The following is a 17747-nucleotide window of genomic DNA, read 5'->3' as shown; positions in this document are numbered from 1 at the left end:
GCTATGAAAATGGTCAAGATGCAGACCCTAATATATTGAAAGCTGATACTTTCGATATATCTCAGCAACAATTCATTCGCACGCTACAGATGCTAAGTGATGATGGCTACATTAAAGGACTTACGTTTTCACCAGTGTTAGATAGTGGCATATTGCTAGGAGGTGGCAAAGCCACTTTTTGTTTTATACTTCCTAGTCTTGTCTGTGTCATACCACGATACTTGTGCTTGCCAACTGTTGCCGCGTTTTTTAAAATATGCCATATTTTTTCCTTATTAATTTGCTAAATAGGGTAGATAAAAAGCTTTGGCTAATTGTTTACATGTGAAGTCTTTAAGAATAGTTTTCCAGACGAGTTCTTAAGGGCTTTTTTGTTTTATTCGTAATCGGCTAATTCCGTTGAAAAATTTGCACGGACCCCATATTGCTGCACCAAAGTTCAATACGATCTTTTTTATTATCTATCTCCTTAGGTTGCTTTCTATGATATTTGTCATCGTAAATTGGAACATTTTTAGGATAAAATGTAATAGCATAATTGATTGCTCCGACATCTTCACTAGCTCCAAAGAAGTGATTATTTTTAGACCATTTTAATTTGGCACTTTCGTATCCTTTACCAGATGCAGATTTGACAGTAATATATTTTCCATGAAAAGTTTCAAATTTAGTTCTTCTATCTCCACTAAATTCTTTTATTTGATGTTTTGTGATTTTTAATTTAAATATCGGATGTTTAGGATCTAACTTATACCAAGTAATACCTTTACCATCATAAGCATTGTGCATTCCTGCAACTTGCTTCCATTTACCTAATAAGCTAGTGTAGTCTCCCTTTTTAATTTGTTTAAAGTTCATTTTTGAATTGCTATTTTTTGTAGCTACTGTGGCATTAATTGTAGTGCTACTAGTAGTTATCAGCCCTAAACCCATTAATAGGGTACTGAATACTGCAGTTACTATTTTTTTCATAATTAACCTCCCTATAATCTGCCATAGGTTGAAGCTATGGGCAGAAAATTTAATGTTTTACATTACAGCTCTAGTAGCTGTTTTTTTAATGCACTTCAATATACAAGGTATCACGATACTCATTAAAATCAAAGGTTAATTCCTTATGTTTAGTAAGAACGTCTTTGATTCTATTCATAGGTGCTTTAAAGGATTTTTTGCTAGCCAGCGCAAGGGGCGCTCGTCCCTTGACAGTCCGAGAGCCCTGCTTTTGCTTGGAGGAAAACATGAAATAAGGAAAAATATGAAACATGAAGAATTAAAAAAATTAGCTTTAACCCGATGAACAAATTGACAAGGTCATGAGCCTACATGGCGCTTATGTAGAAGCAATGAAAACCAAGACAGATGAGCTGGGCAAGACCAATAAATCTTTACAGAGTCAGATTGCAGGCCAATATAAAAACGTTTAAGTTACCGTCATTTGATAGCTCCACACTTAGGAGTTATATTACCCTTAGTAGGGCTTTTTTTATACAAAAATATAAATTAATTATCAATTATTATTCATAATGCACTATAATCAATATATATAAGGAGGTGAAAGTAGATGGCAAAGAAATAAAAAAGACTTCAACAAGAATCAAATGAAAAAATTGCTAAAGCCTTTTGTAAATAATCAAAAGATGTGGAGCTAAATTCCACTCTTTGCTACCTATATAACATGACAAAAAAGAAAAAAGTATTATAAATCAGCAATAATTGCTATCTTGCTTGGAATAATATTATTTGCAATTGGTGAATTATTATGACTCTAAGTGAAGCAAAGAAACGTGCTAATAAAAAGTGGGACGAAAAAACAAAAAAATAAAATCATATATAAATAAGTGGTCTACAGCTAAAAACTTTATCCTTAATTTAGCTACAAAAGAAGACTTAGAAAATATTTTAGAATAGGTTGAACAACGTAGGACTGAATTAAAAGCATAGAGATGTTTGCCAACTTTGTAATTAACCATTATTAATTATAAATTAATCACTTTAATCTCCTTAAATACTTTTAAAAAGCCTATAATATCAACGATTACAAACGGTAAAAAATTAAAAATGCACTGTTTTGAATAATAAAGCGACTTTTTAAGTATAGTTTATTTTGGTATTAACAATTGCCCTATAATTTCCTATCTTTAAGTTGCGACTTATGTTAAACTGTAATTGTTCAACTAGAGATTTATTTCTATTTATCGATTTCCTTATTGATAAATTTGAACATAGCTACTAAGAGAATGGTCTCTCTTAGTAGTTTTTTATGTAAGCTAAAAATTATGCAATCAAGTATCTATTTTTCTACTATTAGTAAATTTAGGCGAGGGTAAGTTGGCTAAATAATGCTGCGACTAAGCGAAAACCTAATAGAAAATAGCATTAACGATAAAAGAATTGCGTTGATTATTGGAACTAGACTAAAGTATTTCCCATTTTTGGGAAAAAAGTGAGTTTAATTGCAACTATATGGTAAAAAGCTTATAAATATTTATAGATGATAACAACAGAGAAGAGTTTGGTTGCTGTTGTATATAAATTAGTGTACTATGAAAAGAAAAATAACAATGAACAAAATTTATGAATTTAAAAAATCAAAGGATAATTGGACAATTAAAACAAAAATCGATTTGAGACCAAAAATAATAATTAAAACTGTAATAATAAGTCTAATTATTGCCATGGTAATTGAAAGTATTATCAATTATAAAGTATTATAATTGAAAATCATAAATATGATTATAAGAAAACTTTTAAAAATAAAAAGGTGTTCTTAACTTGGGTTTTATGGAGGAATTAACAGAAACTAGAAAAAGAGTAAGCAGAAAGAGTGTTAATAAGATAAATGTTCTACTGTAAAAGTCATCGTTTCATCTGGAAGCAACTTCTTATCTATAATTCCTTGATATTAAAAAGCCCGCAAGATTATTTCTTTTCGGGCTTTTCTTATTTTAACGCTCACTTAATCTAGCTATTGTATTTATTATGGAAAATTATCTAAAAAGTTACTGTTGCAGGTAGATATTAAATAAGTTTGACATAATCTATTTTTAAAGCAACATTATATGAACTAGTAATTTGATATGAGTAATTAAAAATAGTAAGGTATCACGGGAAAATTTATTTATTACCACTAAGCTTTGGGTATCCGATACAGGATATGAAGCAACTAGAAGAGCAATTAAAGAGTCGTTAAATAAATTACAATTGCAGTACCTTGATTTATATTTAATTCATCAGCCATACGGTGATGTCTATGGTTCCTGGCGTGCAATGGAAGAAGCATATGAATCAGGTATAATTAGGGCAATTGGAGTTTCAAATTTTGAGCCAGATCGTATTTTAGATTTAACGTTATAAATGAAATAAAACCAGCTGTTAATCAAATTGAGATCAATCCATGGATGCAACAATCCAAGGCAGTTAAATTTTTAAAAGAAAAAAAGATTCAGCCAGAAGCTTGGGCTCCTTTTGCTGAAGGAAAAAATGAACTTTTTAGTAATTCTTTGTTGACTAAAATTGGTCTGCAATATCATAAATCAGTCAGTCAGGTTATTCTACGATGGCTAATTCAAAGAAAAATTGTGGTTATTCCGAAATCTGTTCATAAAAAAAGAATAATTGAAAACAGTAATATTTTTGACTTTGAATTAACAGCTAAAGAAGTTACATTAATTAATTCTTTAGATCAAAAGAAAAGTCAATTCTTCGATCATCAAGATCCAGCTGCGGTACAACGTATTTATGATATGATACAAAAAGTAGATAAAAAGGGGTAGTTTGTGAGTATTAATGAAATTAGTAAAAAGTTTGTCTTATCAAAAGATACGTTACGCTATTGGGAAAAAGTGGGTTTACTGCCAGCAATTAAGCGCGATGACCACGGCTATCGCCAATATAGCGAAATAGATCAAAATTGGATTTTTTATATTAAAGTTTTACGTAATGCGGGGATGCCTGTATCCCAACTAAAAGTATTCCTATTCAATTATCGTCAAAAAGAAACAGCGCAAAAACGGTTGAATTTACTAATTAAGCAACGTGAGCAATTAGAGCAACAACAAGCCCAGCTTCAAAAAACAATAAATTATTTAAACTATAAAATTGACCATTTTGACGATAAATTACTTACTTATGAAAAAGAAAAATTAGCCTATGAACAAAAAATATAGTTTATAGCTCTATTTGTTATTAACTTTTGGTTAAACTCTTGTTTCTATCTGTTCAAGAATGTTATGATTGAGAACGTGTTTTTTAACCAATGACTTTTAAGAAAAGGTAGGATAATACATGAAATTTGAACCAAATACAAATGTATTTAAAATAAATTGGTACGTTAACCAAATGCAAGGTTGGAGTTTTAAAACTTATATGCTCTTAATGCTCGGAATTGGTGTGATTATTGGTACAACAATCTCTGCTCCAATTAATTTAATTACATTTGTAACAATGATCGCGGCAATTATGGGTTTTACTTGTACGTTAGCAATCACTAATGCTAAAGCAATCAACGGGGTATTAGGGTTACTATCTTCAATTATTTACATCATAATATCAATTACAGCTAAAAATTATGCCAACATTGTTTTGCAAGCATCATATATTTTTCTGTTAGATTTGCCAGTCTTATTATTGCCAGCTTGGAATAAAGATGCCGCAAAACATATTCGCGGATTGAATGCTTCTAAATGGCTGTTAACGTTTTTCTTTTTTGTTGTAACTACTGGATTGCTATATTTAATGGATACAAAAGTTTTCATTAGTCCGAGACCTTTAATTGATGCAGTTGCAGGTGCAATTGGCTTAACTGGTTCACTTTTATGTACCTTGCGGTTTCGGGAGCAGTATTACTTTTGGACAATTCAAGGTATCTTATCTGTTGTTCTTTGGGGAGTAACGGCCTTTCAAGGAGATGCTAATTTAACTTTATTTTTTACTTACATTTTGTATTTGAGTAATGACTTATTAGCGTTTACTGATAAGCATACGCATTGGTTCCATTAAAAAATTAGCTAATCGAAGAATCATAAGCAAAATAGTCTGCTACTTCAATTTTGTAATTTAAAAAGAATAAAAATTTCTTAAGAGAAGTAAATGACACTAAGAAAATCACTAGTATGTTGAAAATATTTTTTGCGTGAAACTATAGCTATCTTAAAAGGCAGTCCCATTATTAATGGGACTGCCTTTATTTAGTTAAATATTTTTTGACACTTTTGATTAAAATTTCGGTTGCTCCCTTACCAGCTTTATCATCATAGTACGAACGATAACGTTTATCGCGTTGATAACTATTAACAATACTTAGATGAATTTCTGGAGAATAATTTGGCATAATAATTTTAAGCCACGCTTGATGATTTTGGAAAATTTGCTTACTAAGTTTATTTTCTTCTTCAGGATGACTAATTACGGTTTGTAAATCACGTACTAAATCGGCCTCAGCTATTTTTAGTTTATTGAATTTTTCTTCGATAAGTTTATCAGCATTTTTTGACATGTTTTCATTGCTCCTCATAATTATTTATGTCAATAACTACTATAGCAAGATTAACTTGAAAAAACATGTTTTGAATTAATAAATTGATTTTGGCATTAATTAACATAACTCTTTTATTTTAGTTTTGAATCTAAATCGGCGTCACTATTTAGTGATTATTCAATTGATTATTATTTTAATTGTTAGAAGTTGACTATTTACTTAAAAATAGCGATAATTAAATAATGAATGTTATTTAACTTCTGGAGGCTCAAAGTGAATAGTCATTGTGTAAATAAACAAAGGAAAAAAATTGTATTGACTAGTGCGACTGCTGCAACACTAGGTATATTTCTTTTAACAAATAGTAAGACAGCTAAAGCTGATGATATTATTGAAAATCAAGAACAAAAAAATGTGCAAACGAATAATAGCAATAAAAGTAATTTAAATAAGGCTGATGATTATGATAATCAATTGCAAAAAGAAAATATTTCAGAAGATATAACTAATCGTATCGATATGCCTGATAATACAGATTATGGGCAAGACATAACTAAGACAAATGATTTAAATACTGAAAAAAAAATAAAGCAAGCTAATCTTCCTAGAGAAATTTCTAATCCTAAACGTTCCCTTATTAATTACCTTTGGAATGGAATATCAGTGACCTACGATGATGTTTCAAAAGTTTTGACTATTCCTGGGGGTACAGAAACTTCTCCCAAAATTTTAAATGATCCAGAACCAATATTTAAGCAAATTGAGATTAAGCAAATTGAGATTAAGCAAATTATTGAGATTAAGCAAATCAAAATAACTGGAAAACTAAAAATTATTGGTTCTGCTTGCTACATGTTTGCCACTTTACCCAATTTGATTCAGATAGATGGTTTAGATAATCTCGACACTACTGAAGTGACCAATATGCAAAATATGTTTAGCGATTGTTATAGCCTTGAATATATTGATGTTAGCAGGTTTAATACTGCTAATGTTACAGATATGTCTTCGATGTTTGAATCTTGCTATAATGCAAAAACGATAGATGTTAGTCGATTTAATACTTCCAAAGTTACTAGCATGAAAAGGATGTTCGATGAAGGTATAGGACGTTCTAAATTGACTAACCTAGATGTTAGTGGCTTTGATACTAGCAAGGTTACGGATATGGAGAACATGTTTGCTGGGTGTACGGAGCTTACTAAGTTAGATGTCAGTAATTTTGATACGGCAAATGTAACTAATATGCATTGTATGTTTAGCCATTGTATTAATTTGTCTAGTTTAAACTTAGATAAATTTAATACAGCTAAAGTAACTCATATGGGGGCAATGTTTTTCGGTTGTGCAAATATTGAAAAATTAGACTTAAGCCATTTTGATATGAGAAGTATCCCGCGCTTTAATCAACCACCCATTGGTTCCGATGATCAAAATACTTTTGCAATGCTAGCAGGAATGGACAAGTTAAAAATTTTAGTATTAAATAAAAATTGTGATATAAAAAATAGTGATATGCATGGCTGGACTTATTTTGAAGATGGTTTCCATGGTCTACCACCAGACTGTCGCTGGGTAAATCTAGCTGGGGGAACTTTAACCAATGCTAAGGGTTCTAATATTTGGTTTCCACGGGAGATGTCAAACGAATACCAAGCGGGAAAAGATGCTGATACCTATATTCGTTTTGGTAGTGTGACTACTCAATATCGAGATGAAGATGGTAATATTCTGGCGCCGGATCAGGTTAGAAGGGGGTTAATCGATGAGCAATACACTGATGTTTCAAGAATTAATGTTCCGGGCTATATATTAAAAGAAATAGTTGGTGATACAAGTGGCCGATTTGAAGATAGAAAGAACAAGATTGTTACCTTTGTTTATGCTAAGGCGCAAGTGCTTGTTCAATATGTAGATGAGGCTGGAACCAAAATTGCAGCTGATGAAGTTTTGAAGGGGAAAATTGGTGATGTATATTACACATCAGCAAAGCTAATTCCTGATTATACTTTTAAAGAGGCTAAAGGTTCAGTTAATGGCTATTTTACCGAGACGCCGCAGTCTGTTACCTATATTTATAGTAAGAATGTAATAAGTGATCCAACCAAACCAGACAAGCCGACTAAACCAGAAGAGCCAACCAAACCAGACAAGCCGACTAAACCAGAGGAGCCAACCAACCCAGATAAGCCGACTAAACCAGAGGAGCCAACCAACCCAAATAAGCCGACTAAACCGGAGGAGCCAACCAAACCAGACAAGCCAACTAAGCCGGAAGAGCCAACCAAACCAGACAAGCCAACCAAGCCAGACAAGCCAACCAAGCCAGATAAGCCGACTAAGCCGGAAGAGCCAACCAAACCAGACAAGCCGACTAAACCAGAGGAGCCAACCAAACCGAATAAGCTGACTAACACAGATAAACTAAAAGATCCTATAACTACTGTGTTACCTAAAACTGGAGCAAAAAAGCAGAGTAATATGGTATTACTTTCTGTAGGAGGAGCATTGCTATTATCTGCAGTTGGTCTTTTATGGTTAAAGCGCAAAAAAGATTAATAATTTGCCTTTTAAGTCTGTAAAGCCCCCCTTGCTAGAAATTATTTATAATTATTAATCTTTAAAAATAAAATTAAATTTTGGTTGACAAGATTAATTTTAAGTGCTAAATTAATAAACAATTAAATAATTAATACATCTTGAAAAGCAGAGTAATTATGCCAGTTACTAATAAAGAGAGCTGAGGTTTGGTGAAACTCAGTTAGTAAAAGCTAGTGAATATGGGCTTGAAATGATGTCTGCTGGTGATATTTAGCTAGTAGCGGTGTTGCATCCGTTATATTTGCAAGCTATTGTTTGATAGCTAATGAGGTTTATTACGTGAGTAATAAATGAAATTAAGGTGGTAACGCGAAGCACTCGTCCTTTTGCTAAGGACGAGTGCTTTTTTGCTTGTTTAATTTTGGAGGTTGTAAAATGACAAAAAAAAATAAAAATATTATTATTGGATTAATTGCTATAGCAATAATTGGTATTGCTGGTTGGTTTAGTTTTAGTCAAAATAAGACTACTAACAATAAAAAAAGTCATGTAGTTACAGTTGGAATTGTGAGTTCGACTAAAGCTAAGCAGGACATTTGGGACCACGCAGCTGCTTTAGCAAAGAAAAAGTATGGTGTAACTATTAAAATTAAAAGTTTCACTGATTATAATCAACCCAATAGTGCAGTTAAGGATGGCGATATTGATTTAAATGCTTTCCAACATTATGCTTTTTTAAAGGCATGGAATAAGGCAAATCATAACGGTGTAGTTGCAATTGGTAGAACTGAAATTAATCCAATTAGACTATATTCAAAAAAGTATCACCAATTAAGTCAGTTGCCTAGTGGTGCAACAATTGCGGTTCCTAATGATGCAACTAATGAATCTCGTGCTTTGTTTGTTTTAAAAAATGCTGGTTTCATTAAATTACGTCCAGGCAAGGCCTTGGTTACAATTGCTGATATTGTTAAAAATCCTAAGAAGCTAAAAATCAAGGAAGTCAGTGCTGATCAATGTGGTCGGGTAGTTAGTTCCGTAGATGCAGCAGTTGTTAATAATGACTTTGCTAGTCCAGCCGGTCTTGGTAAAAAGGAAACTATTTTTGTTGAACCAGTAAATAAGGATTCCTTGCAATGGGTTAATATCATCTGCACACGTAAAGGAGAAGAAAATAATAAAGATTATCAAGCGGTAGTTAAGGCTTATCAAACTGCTGAAACTAAAGCATTAATTAAAAAATATTACGGTGATGCAACAATACCAGCTTGGGATGTTAAGTTTTAATAAACGGAGATAAATTTAATGGCAATTATTGAATTAAAACATGTAAATGTCGATTTTGCTAATCATACTGATAAAACGGTTCATGCTGTTCATGATGTTAATTTATCAATCGAAAAGGGGACAATTTTTGGCATTGTTGGCTTTTCTGGAGCGGGTAAATCAACTCTGGTAAGAACGATTAACCTATTACAAAAGCCAACAGCGGGTACAATTAAAGTTAATGGTACAGAATTTATCAAAGATGGTCAGCAAATTATTACTAATAAAAATTTACAAATTGCTCGTAGAAAAATCGGCATGATTTTTCAAAACTTTAATTTATTAAATGAAATTACAGTTATTGAAAATGTGGCTTTTGCCTTAAAACACTCTGGACTGAAAGAAAAAGAAATTAATGCCAAAGCACTACAATTATTAGAATTAGTTGATTTAAAAGATAAAGCAAATTTTTATCCAATTCAGCTTTCAGGTGGTCAACAACAACGTGTAGCTATTGCAAGGGCGCTAGCTAATGAACCCGATATTTTGATTTCGGATGAAGCTACTAGTGCGCTTGATCCTCAAAATACTCAACAAATTTTATCTTTATTAAAAAAATTGCAACAAGAATTAAATTTAACGATTGTACTGATTACCCATGAAATGGCAGCAGTAAAACAAATTTGTGATCGAGTCGCATTAATGCAGTTGGGTGAAATTGTTGAGCAAGGGAATTTGCATGACATAGTGCTTAGGCCGCAATCTGACTTAGCAAAAAGTTTTGTTGGCGGTTCAGGTGCAGTAATTAATACCTTGAAGTCCTTAAAATTAGCCGAATTAAAAGATAATGAAGTAATATATCAACTTGTCTATAGTATGGCGAACGTTACTAAAACAATCGTGATTGACCTATATCGCGAAATAGGCGTTGAAGCCAGTATGTTATATGGTAATGTAGAACTTCTTGATGGGGAACCAATTGGCACATTGCTGGTTTTAGTTAAAGGTAATCCAACTAAGCAAGAAGCAACGCTTAAATTTCTTAAAGAAGCAAAAGTAACAGTTACTAGATTAGATGAGAAGGGGAATTTGTATGGTTAGTTGGTTCAGCAAGATTTTTCCAAATGTTGTAAATTTAGGCTGGTTAGGTGATACTGGCTGGGGGACTAGTATTGGTCAAACACTTTATATGACTTTTTGGTCGGCTATTTTTGGGGGACTTTTAGGCATCATTTTTGGTATTGTCTTGGTATTAACTAATAGCAACGGTATCCGGCCTAACCATTTTTGGTTTAATTTTTGTGATAAGGTGGTATCAATATTTCGTGCAGTCCCATTTATCATTTTACTTGCCTTTATTGAGCCAGTTACTGAGAAAATCGTAGGAACCAAGATTGGAATTAGAGCAGCTCTTGTCCCTTTAACTTTGGGTGTTTTTCCTTTTTATGCTCGTCAAGTACAAGTAGCATTAGAAAGTGTCAGCCATGGTAAAATTGAAGCTGCACAAAGTCTCGGGGCAACTATTTGGGATATCATTTTTACTGTTTATTTGAAAGAAGCACGCTCAGAATTAATTCGAGTATCAACTGTAACAGTCATTAGTTTAATTGGGTTAACGGCGATGGCTGGAGCAATTGGCGCAGGTGGAATTGGCAATACAGCTATTTCTTATGGCTATACTCGTTATGATAATGATGTCACATTTATAGCTACTGTACTAATAGTAATTATGATTTTTATTGTACAAGTGGTAGGTGACTTTTTTGCCAAGAAATTAAATCATCAAAATAGATAAAATTTATAAAAAAAGCAGCGATTTTAATCGTTGCTTTTTTTATAAACTTATTTAACTGCATCTTTTAATGCCTTGCCAGGCTTAAATGCAGGTACCTTAGTTGCTGGAATAGTTAAAGTCTTACCTGTTTGAGGATTTCTACCTTTTCTTTCTGCCCGGTCACGAACTTCAAATGAACCAAAGCCGATAATTTGTACTTTTTCGCCTTTAGCCAAGTTCTCCTTAATTGATTCAATTAAGGCATCGATAACCTTTTCAGCATCTTTCTGCTTAAGTTCTGTCTTCGCTGAAACTTCTTTAGTAAGCTCAGATTTATTAATTGAAGCCATATTTCCTTCTCTTTTCTATAAAATTTATTACTAGTCAAAGCAAGTTCGCAATAAACTATACGTAAACTCTGTAAAGTATTGTCTCACTTACCCTTTGACAACTTTTATTATTTTAGCACAGTTAGCTAGTCCTTCAATAGAAAAAAGCTAAATCTTATAATAATTTTGGTCCGCAAGTATTCTTTTAACCATTTGCTGATAATTAAGGTAAAGTACTTTGAAACGTGTGTGATTTTCTTTTTGCTAAATAAACTGAATATGCACGTGCATCATGGTGCCAATTAATTTCTGGGATTTTTAAGATATTTTGCCCGTACAGATAATTTAAAATATCTTGGTCTGGTAAAATTAAAATGTCATGATATTTTTTAATTGTAGAAGATGTAGCACTCAAACTAATTTTTTCGCTCATTTTATCTAAATCCATTACCATAACACCAGAATTAAAATAGCCATTCTTTGTTCCCAGTCTAATACTATTGAGTGAACTCATAATGTCTGTTAAGCCCTCATGCACTTGCTGCAGCAAATATTTTTTTATTTAAAATGCGCCATAAGGGCTTAATTAATTACTAAAATATCTGGATCCAAATAGATAATTCGATGCAAACTAGTAGGTGAAATTTACCCAGTTCGAAGCCAAAAATACATTTCTTGCTGGTAATCATTGAAGTTAAGCAATGATTTTGAAAAATTCAGCTTTTTTATTAATTGTTAATGGTCTTAGTTCTATGCCAATTTTTTTACTAAAAATTTCAATTGTTTCGGTAAATTTTTGTTTCATTATTATTCTCTTTTAAGAAAAATTTACAATATTTAAAAGATGAGACTTGTTTGTTCATATTTCAAGTTATTATAAAAAGAAAGTTGTATAATATGTTTAATTCAGTTTAAAAATATGGACGAGGTTTAAGTATGAATAAAAAAATATTAATTAGTTTTGTCGGTACAGCATCTGCCCTTATTGGCTTAAGTGCTAGTATACCAGTATCAGCAGCTGAGGCGAATAGTCCAGTGGTCAGTAAAACAGAATTAGAAGCAAGTAATTCTTCTAAGACACCAGTGTCAGATGCGAATAAAACTGATAATAGTAGTAATAAAACAGCTACCGAGACTCCGAAATCTCCAGAAAAGCCTAATGGTAATACTAATGCTATTTCTTTAATGGGCAAAACGGTTAGATTAACCCGAAATTCTTATGTTTATGATAAGCACGGTAAAAGAGTAAAGAATAAAAAGTTGAAGAAAGGTTTAATTGTTGGTATTAGTAGTTTTACTACTGTAAATGGTAAACCCCTAATTGGCTTTAATAATAAAGAGAATCAATTTATCAAACCAGCTAATGTGAAAATTTTAAAGGCAGTCAGATACAGAGTTAAGCGAAATGCTTTTGTCTATAATGCAAAAGGAGTAAGGGATCCTCGTTATTATGTAAAAAAAGGTAAAAAAGTAGTGGTATTTTCAACTAAGAAAGTTAAGGGAATTAAACTTGTTGGTATATCAGAAAAGCAATTTATTAAATGGGCTGATTTGGATTCAAAAAGTGCAGAAGTTTTAGCTGAATAAATATTTATTATAGTAAAAAAGGTAGTCAACCATAAATGATTGACTACCTTTTTATTTTTTAGGATCAAAATTACGTAAAATTTCAATTCCTTGACGTTGATACTTATTAGGGACAAAACTTTTACGCATTGCAATTTGCATATAAGCCCAAAGTTTTTGTCCAGGTCGTAGGTGAATAATATGAATTCCCTGTTCATCCTGAATACTACTTTCCATCGCCAGGGCAATACCTACATTGCGCTTAACCAAATCAATCATTAATTTCATTGTCGGTGCAGTGTAAATAATATTAGGGGTGAAATCACCTAATTTTGCTTCCTCTTCAAGACATTCACGAGTTAAAAAGCCACGTGCTCGCGCAATAAATTTACGGTTACGCAAGTCTTTAGCCCTAATCTCGTGTACATCCTTCCATTGATCGTTTGTACCAGTGATTATTACTAATTCTGTTTTTTGTAAGTTATGAATAAAATATTCCGGATCATTAATTGGCACCATCCAAGAATAAATTGCTACATCAACGTTTCCATTTGTTAAGTCTGCAAAAGCATCTGCAGAACGTTCAATGTGAGTTTCAATTAAATTAGTAATGTTTGCTTGATGAAATTGCTGAACAATGTCTGCTATATATAAACTACCGGCTTCGCCAGAAAAGGCTAAACGAATTTTTTTATCGCTGGCATGTTTAACATCATAATTGATACTAGCAATATCTTGAAGTAAAATTTTAGCTTTTTGGTATAACAAATCACCAGCGTCGGTTAGTATTATTTTACTTTTACGATTTTTTTGTATGATCAACGGATCATCAAATTTTTCAGCTAATCGTTTTACGGCCATTGAAATTGTTGGTTGGGTTACATCAAAAAAAGAAGCAGTTGCTGTATAATTTCCCGTTTCAACAAGCTTACAAAAATATAATAAGTCTTTTTCATTCATATGCTTACCTTAAATTAAATAAAAAAAATTTATAAATGTATCTGTTTAAATTATATTAAATTTTAAATAAAAATGCAAGAACACTAGATAGAGTAGCATATAGCTCATGTTGTCTGCCCTTTTTGGAGAAAAAATTTAATTAGACTAAATTTAAAAGACAGACTATATTGCATGTAGTAAATATTTCTTAAGAAAGTGATGGTAATTAATTTGATCTATGATTCAACTCAAAAATGGGATGCAGTCTATGATGTAATTGTCGTAGGTTTTGGTGGAGCTGGGGCTGGAGCTGCAAGATTTGCTGCAGATAATAAGGCTAAAGTTCTATTAATTGATGCTGCTCCAGAAGGTCATGAAGGAGGCAATACCCGTTATGCAGGTGGGGCTTTTGCATGGAGTGATAACTTCGATGACTTGCGCGAATATTATAAGCAAACTTATTATCCTTTTAAGTATGATCCTAAAGACTTGGATACTTTTGTAAACAATGTTTTGCAAATGAAGGAATATGCTAAAAAATACTTTGATATTGAAGCTCAATATACAGGACGCCGACCTAAAGGTGAATATCCTGAATATAATCATGCTGAAACTATGCGTTCGCAAAGTATGACTACAGGAATGTATAATGGTGGATTTTGGAAATTATTACGTAAAAAAGTATATGAACGTCTTGATCAAATAGATATTTGGTTCTCAAGTCCAGCAGAGCATTTGATTCAGGATCCAGAAACTAAGACTATTTTAGGAGTACAAATTAAACACAACGCAATCAAGCGTAATGTTGCAGCTCGCAACGGGGTTGTTTTAGCTTGTGGTGGCTTTGAGAATAACCAAGATATGGTGCAAACTTTTTTGGGCCAAGGATCATTAGCGCCAATTGGTACACTTTATAATCAGGGTAAAGGAATCGATTTAGCAATTGAAGCTGGAGCAAGATTATGGCATATGTCTAATTACGATTCACATGGTTTTTCCTTAAATGAAGGTAAGCCACGTGAAAAATTTGCGTATATGATTAATTGGAAGAGCTTGTTTAATGGGAGCATTTTTGTTGCCGGTGATGATGGTACTCGTTATTACCGTGAAGACGAAGAAGATCGTCATGGTTACAAGTATAATCATGGCAACTGGATTATGCTTCCTAATCAGAATCATCCGCACATTGTAATGGATGAAAAACAATATCATCAGTTAGCCAATGATGATTCAGCTCAAGCTGATCAGATTAAGCAATTAATTTCGTATGCAGTCAAAGCAGATTCGCTTACAGAATTAGCGGAAAAGATTGCTGCCCCTAAACTAACTGAAGCAGTTGCCGATTTTAATTATCTGGTTGAAAAACAAAAACGTGATATGTTCCTCAATCGTCAGCTTGAAACGATGCGTGCTTTTGGTGCAGGACCATATTATGCAATTCCAATTAGACATAATATTCTACATACTCATGGTGGAGCACGGCGAAATGAAAAATGTGAAGTGCTTGACTTGCAAAATAACGTAATACCCCACTTATATGAAGCGGGTGAACTTGGCGACATATTTGCGACCAAGTATGTTGGTGCGAATAGCATTGCGGATTTATTAATTTCAGGCAAGATTGCTGGTGAAAATGCTGCTTTAGTAAAGCGTAAGCTACCTGCAGTTGATGTGGTTACTGGCGCTTCAGCAAATCCTGAGCTCAAATCCGATGCCCATGCTTTGGCAACTGATTATGAAGCTGGCGAAAATCAAGGCATTGGTATTAGTGAAAACGGGATTAATGATGTACCAATAGTGGTTAGAGTTACAGCTAATGGTAAGCAGCTGACCCAGATTGAAACTTTGCAACAGAAAGAAACACCTTCGCTGGGTGGTAAAGCGATTCCAGTATTGACTAAGGAAATGCTAGAGAAGCAAACAACTGATGTTGATGTAGTCAGTGGCGCAAGTACGACTAGTGCTGCCTTTAAAGAGGCAGTTAAGCAAGCAATTAATAATATGCAAAAGCATTAATTTATACTTGATAATACGCTAATTTTAAATAGAAAGTAGAGAAAATGTTAGATAAATTTGAATGGAAAAAGTGGATTTTACCACTTGTATTAGGCTTAGGGTTATGGCTTTTAACGCCTATCAGACCAACAGCTATTAATATTCAGGCATGGCACTTGTTTGCAATTTTTATTGCAACGATTGTGGCGTGCATCACTAAGCCATTGCCTATGATGGCTACTACAATTATTGCTATTGTAATTGCCACCTTAACCGGTATTTTTAAAATGGAAGAAGTCACTGCTGGCTTTGGGAATTCAACTGCATGGATGGTAGCAATGTGTATGTTCATGGCAGCTGGTTTTATTAAATCAGGTTTAGGAAAAAGAATTGCTTATTTCTTTGTTAAAACTTTTGGTAAGCGAACATTAGGTTTGGCTTATGCCTTATCCATGGTTGAAACAGTGCTCGCCATTGGAATTCCAAGTAATAATGCTAGAGTCAATGGTATTATGTATCCAATTATTGACAACCTTTCTAAAGAGATGGGATCAGATCCTAAAAAGGGAACCCAAGCAGATATGGGATCTTACTTGGTTTTTAATGAATATGAAGTTAATATTGTTACGTCAACGATGTTTCTGACTGGATTGGCCGGGAACATGGTAGCTTTAGGAATTGCGAAAACGCAAAATATTGAGATTTCTTGGATGCAATGGTTCTTAGCAGCAATTGTACCAGGAATCATTTCTTTATTGGTTATCCCGTTTGTTTTGTATAAAATTTATCCGCCCAAAATCAAAGAAACTCCTAATGCGCATGCTTGGGCAGATAATAAGTTAAAAGAACTAGGCAAAATGACCTTAGCTGAAAAAATTATGGCTATAGTTTTTATTTTAGCAGTAGCGCTTTGGTTAATCGGGCCTAAATTTGGTATTGATGCTACTTTAGTTAGTTTTATTGCCGTGGCTTTATTATTAATTTGTGGTGTTATTAATGTTAAAGACATTCTTGGTCAAAGCTTTGCATGGAATATTTTGACTTGGCTTTCAATTATTATGTTAATGTCACAAAAATTAATGCAACTTGGCTTTTTCCCATGGTTCTCAAAAACTTTGGGAAGCATGTTAAATGGTATGAATTGGGTCTGGGTTTTAGTAATTTTGTATTTAGCTTATTTCTATTTACATTATTTATTTCCTAGTGTTTCCACTCAAATTTCAGCCTTATATGCTGGCTTTCTTTCAATTGCGATCGGTGCTGGTGTACCTCCAATTATGGCCGCATTAATGTTGGCGCTAGATGGGTCATTATACTTGTCAACTACCAGTTATTCCGCTGGTCCGGCTGCACTCTTATCATCAACTGGTTATGTTTCAAATAAAGACTGGTGGCGGCTTAGTGCAATTATCGGAATAATTCTTAACATTATCTGGCTTGGCGGCGGTCTTTTATGGACTAAAGTTATTGGTATGTGGTAATTAATTGAAAAATTTCAGCCTTTGAAGTACTCCATAATAGTTAGACATTAATTTAACTATTAGGAGCGCTTTTTTTATGACTAAATATTCAAATAGAAAGGGGGAGTTTATGAAAAAATGGTTAAACAAATAAGGCTCTTGAGTTTGGGAAGCCGGATATTAGATGCGTATTATCATTTGTAGGCGCAGGAATAGGGAAGGCACCGTTATTAAAGGCAATATTTGACCAATATGGTATATCTTGTAAAGGGTTAAATATTTTAAGTTAAAAAATAAAATATTATTTATTTATATTGATTTAAATTAACCTTTATTTCCTGGTACTGCGGTTGATAATATTACTTTAAATAATAATGTTGACATATATAAAATAAAGTATT

Annotated in this window: 17 protein-coding genes and 1 other annotated feature; of the genes, 12 read left to right on the top strand and 5 right to left on the bottom strand. The window is 32.8% G+C overall.

Features of this window, described 5'->3' with window-relative positions:
- Positions 1 to 287: YjcQ family protein (locus tag F5ESL0237_RS08530; RefSeq protein WP_233551886.1), on the top strand; the 287-nt coding region annotated here is incomplete at its 5' end.
- 103 nt (positions 288 to 390) lie between these two features.
- Here the strand turns inward: F5ESL0237_RS08530 and F5ESL0237_RS04050 are convergent.
- A complete protein-coding gene (locus F5ESL0237_RS04050; RefSeq protein ID WP_122024699.1) occupies positions 391 to 972 on the bottom strand; it encodes a DUF6287 domain-containing protein in 582 nt (193 codons plus the stop codon).
- A gap of 2112 nt (positions 973 to 3084) precedes the next feature.
- Between F5ESL0237_RS04050 and F5ESL0237_RS08630 the strand changes: the two genes are divergently transcribed.
- The 4 genes from F5ESL0237_RS08630 (at position 3085) to pnuC (ending at position 4998) form a co-directional block, all read left to right on the top strand.
- Positions 3085 to 3354 carry an aldo/keto reductase gene (locus tag F5ESL0237_RS08630; protein WP_370448614.1) on the top strand — a complete coding sequence of 90 codons (270 nt, stop codon included), beginning with the start codon at positions 3085 to 3087 and terminating at the stop codon, positions 3352 to 3354.
- A 44-nt stretch (positions 3355 to 3398) separates the two neighbouring features.
- Complete coding sequence (locus F5ESL0237_RS08625) at positions 3399 to 3773, top strand: aldo/keto reductase (protein WP_370448612.1); 375 nt, start codon at positions 3399 to 3401, stop codon at positions 3771 to 3773.
- A gap of 3 nt (positions 3774 to 3776) precedes the next feature.
- Positions 3777 to 4166, top strand: a complete 390-nt coding sequence (locus F5ESL0237_RS04040; protein WP_122024698.1) for a MerR family transcriptional regulator — start codon at positions 3777 to 3779, stop codon at positions 4164 to 4166.
- 118 nt (positions 4167 to 4284) lie between these two features.
- Positions 4285 to 4998: a nicotinamide riboside transporter PnuC gene (pnuC, locus tag F5ESL0237_RS04035; RefSeq protein WP_122021739.1), complete on the top strand. Its 714-nt coding sequence runs from the start codon at positions 4285 to 4287 to the stop codon at positions 4996 to 4998.
- A gap of 184 nt (positions 4999 to 5182) precedes the next feature.
- Here pnuC and F5ESL0237_RS04030 read toward each other — a convergent pair whose 3' ends face one another.
- Entirely contained in the window at positions 5183 to 5494 is a 312-nt protein-coding gene (locus F5ESL0237_RS04030; RefSeq protein ID WP_158592388.1) for a TipAS antibiotic-recognition domain-containing protein, read from the bottom strand.
- Positions 5495 to 5749: 255 nt separating this feature from the next.
- Between F5ESL0237_RS04030 and F5ESL0237_RS04025 the strand changes: the two genes are divergently transcribed.
- The 4 genes from F5ESL0237_RS04025 to F5ESL0237_RS04010 all read left to right on the top strand — a co-directional run bounded on the left by F5ESL0237_RS04025 (position 5750) and on the right by F5ESL0237_RS04010 (position 11078).
- The gene (locus tag F5ESL0237_RS04025) at positions 5750 to 8035 is read left to right on the top strand and encodes a BspA family leucine-rich repeat surface protein (protein ID WP_158592425.1); all 2286 of its coding nucleotides are present in this window, start codon (positions 5750 to 5752) and stop codon (positions 8033 to 8035) included.
- Positions 8036 to 8166: 131 nt separating this feature from the next.
- Positions 8167 to 8406, top strand: a binding site (T-box leader).
- A gap of 46 nt (positions 8407 to 8452) precedes the next feature.
- Positions 8453 to 9304 carry a MetQ/NlpA family ABC transporter substrate-binding protein gene (locus F5ESL0237_RS04020; protein WP_122021736.1) on the top strand — a complete coding sequence of 284 codons (852 nt, stop codon included), beginning with the start codon at positions 8453 to 8455 and terminating at the stop codon, positions 9302 to 9304.
- An 18-nt stretch (positions 9305 to 9322) separates the two neighbouring features.
- Positions 9323 to 10384 (top strand): methionine ABC transporter ATP-binding protein, encoded by a 1062-nt coding sequence (locus F5ESL0237_RS04015; RefSeq protein ID WP_122021735.1) that lies wholly within the window; start codon positions 9323 to 9325, stop codon positions 10382 to 10384.
- On the top strand, positions 10377 to 11078 hold the full coding sequence (locus tag F5ESL0237_RS04010) for a methionine ABC transporter permease (protein WP_122021734.1): 702 nt from the start codon (positions 10377 to 10379) through the stop codon (positions 11076 to 11078). Before F5ESL0237_RS04015 ends, F5ESL0237_RS04010 begins: the two co-directional genes overlap by 8 nt.
- 47 nt (positions 11079 to 11125) lie before the next feature.
- Here the strand turns inward: F5ESL0237_RS04010 and F5ESL0237_RS04005 are convergent, their stop codons facing one another.
- Together F5ESL0237_RS04005 and F5ESL0237_RS04000 are read right to left on the bottom strand one after the other, a co-directional pair.
- Positions 11126 to 11407: an HU family DNA-binding protein gene (locus F5ESL0237_RS04005; RefSeq protein ID WP_090092084.1), complete on the bottom strand. Its 282-nt coding sequence runs from the start codon at positions 11405 to 11407 to the stop codon at positions 11126 to 11128.
- 202 nt (positions 11408 to 11609) lie between these two features.
- Positions 11610 to 11900, bottom strand: coding sequence for a glycosyltransferase (locus F5ESL0237_RS04000; RefSeq protein WP_122024696.1), 291 nt, complete (start codon positions 11898 to 11900; stop codon positions 11610 to 11612).
- A 422-nt stretch (positions 11901 to 12322) separates the two neighbouring features.
- Between F5ESL0237_RS04000 and F5ESL0237_RS03995 the strand changes: the two genes are divergently transcribed.
- Positions 12323 to 12973, top strand: a complete 651-nt coding sequence (locus tag F5ESL0237_RS03995; protein ID WP_122024695.1) for an SLAP domain-containing protein — start codon at positions 12323 to 12325, stop codon at positions 12971 to 12973.
- Positions 12974 to 13024: 51 nt separating this feature from the next.
- Here the strand turns inward: F5ESL0237_RS03995 and F5ESL0237_RS03990 are convergent, their stop codons facing one another.
- A complete protein-coding gene (locus F5ESL0237_RS03990) occupies positions 13025 to 13912 on the bottom strand; it encodes a LysR family transcriptional regulator (protein ID WP_122021731.1) in 888 nt (295 codons plus the stop codon).
- A gap of 198 nt (positions 13913 to 14110) precedes the next feature.
- On the opposite strand from F5ESL0237_RS03990, the gene F5ESL0237_RS03985 reads away from it, so the two are divergent.
- Both F5ESL0237_RS03985 and F5ESL0237_RS03980 read left to right on the top strand, forming a co-directional pair.
- A complete protein-coding gene (locus F5ESL0237_RS03985; RefSeq protein ID WP_370448611.1) occupies positions 14111 to 15907 on the top strand; it encodes an FAD-binding protein in 1797 nt (598 codons plus the stop codon).
- 44 nt (positions 15908 to 15951) lie between these two features.
- Positions 15952 to 17367: a DASS family sodium-coupled anion symporter gene (locus tag F5ESL0237_RS03980; protein ID WP_122024694.1), complete on the top strand. Its 1416-nt coding sequence runs from the start codon at positions 15952 to 15954 to the stop codon at positions 17365 to 17367.
- Positions 17368 to 17747 lie beyond the last annotated feature (380 nt).

The sequence above is a fragment of the Lactobacillus sp. ESL0237 genome, from assembly GCF_003692985.1.
Lineage (GTDB): Bacteria > Bacillota > Bacilli > Lactobacillales > Lactobacillaceae > Lactobacillus > Lactobacillus bombicola.
The sequence above is the reverse complement of the archived record's forward strand: the minus strand, read 5'-3'. Positions and strand labels throughout refer to the sequence as shown.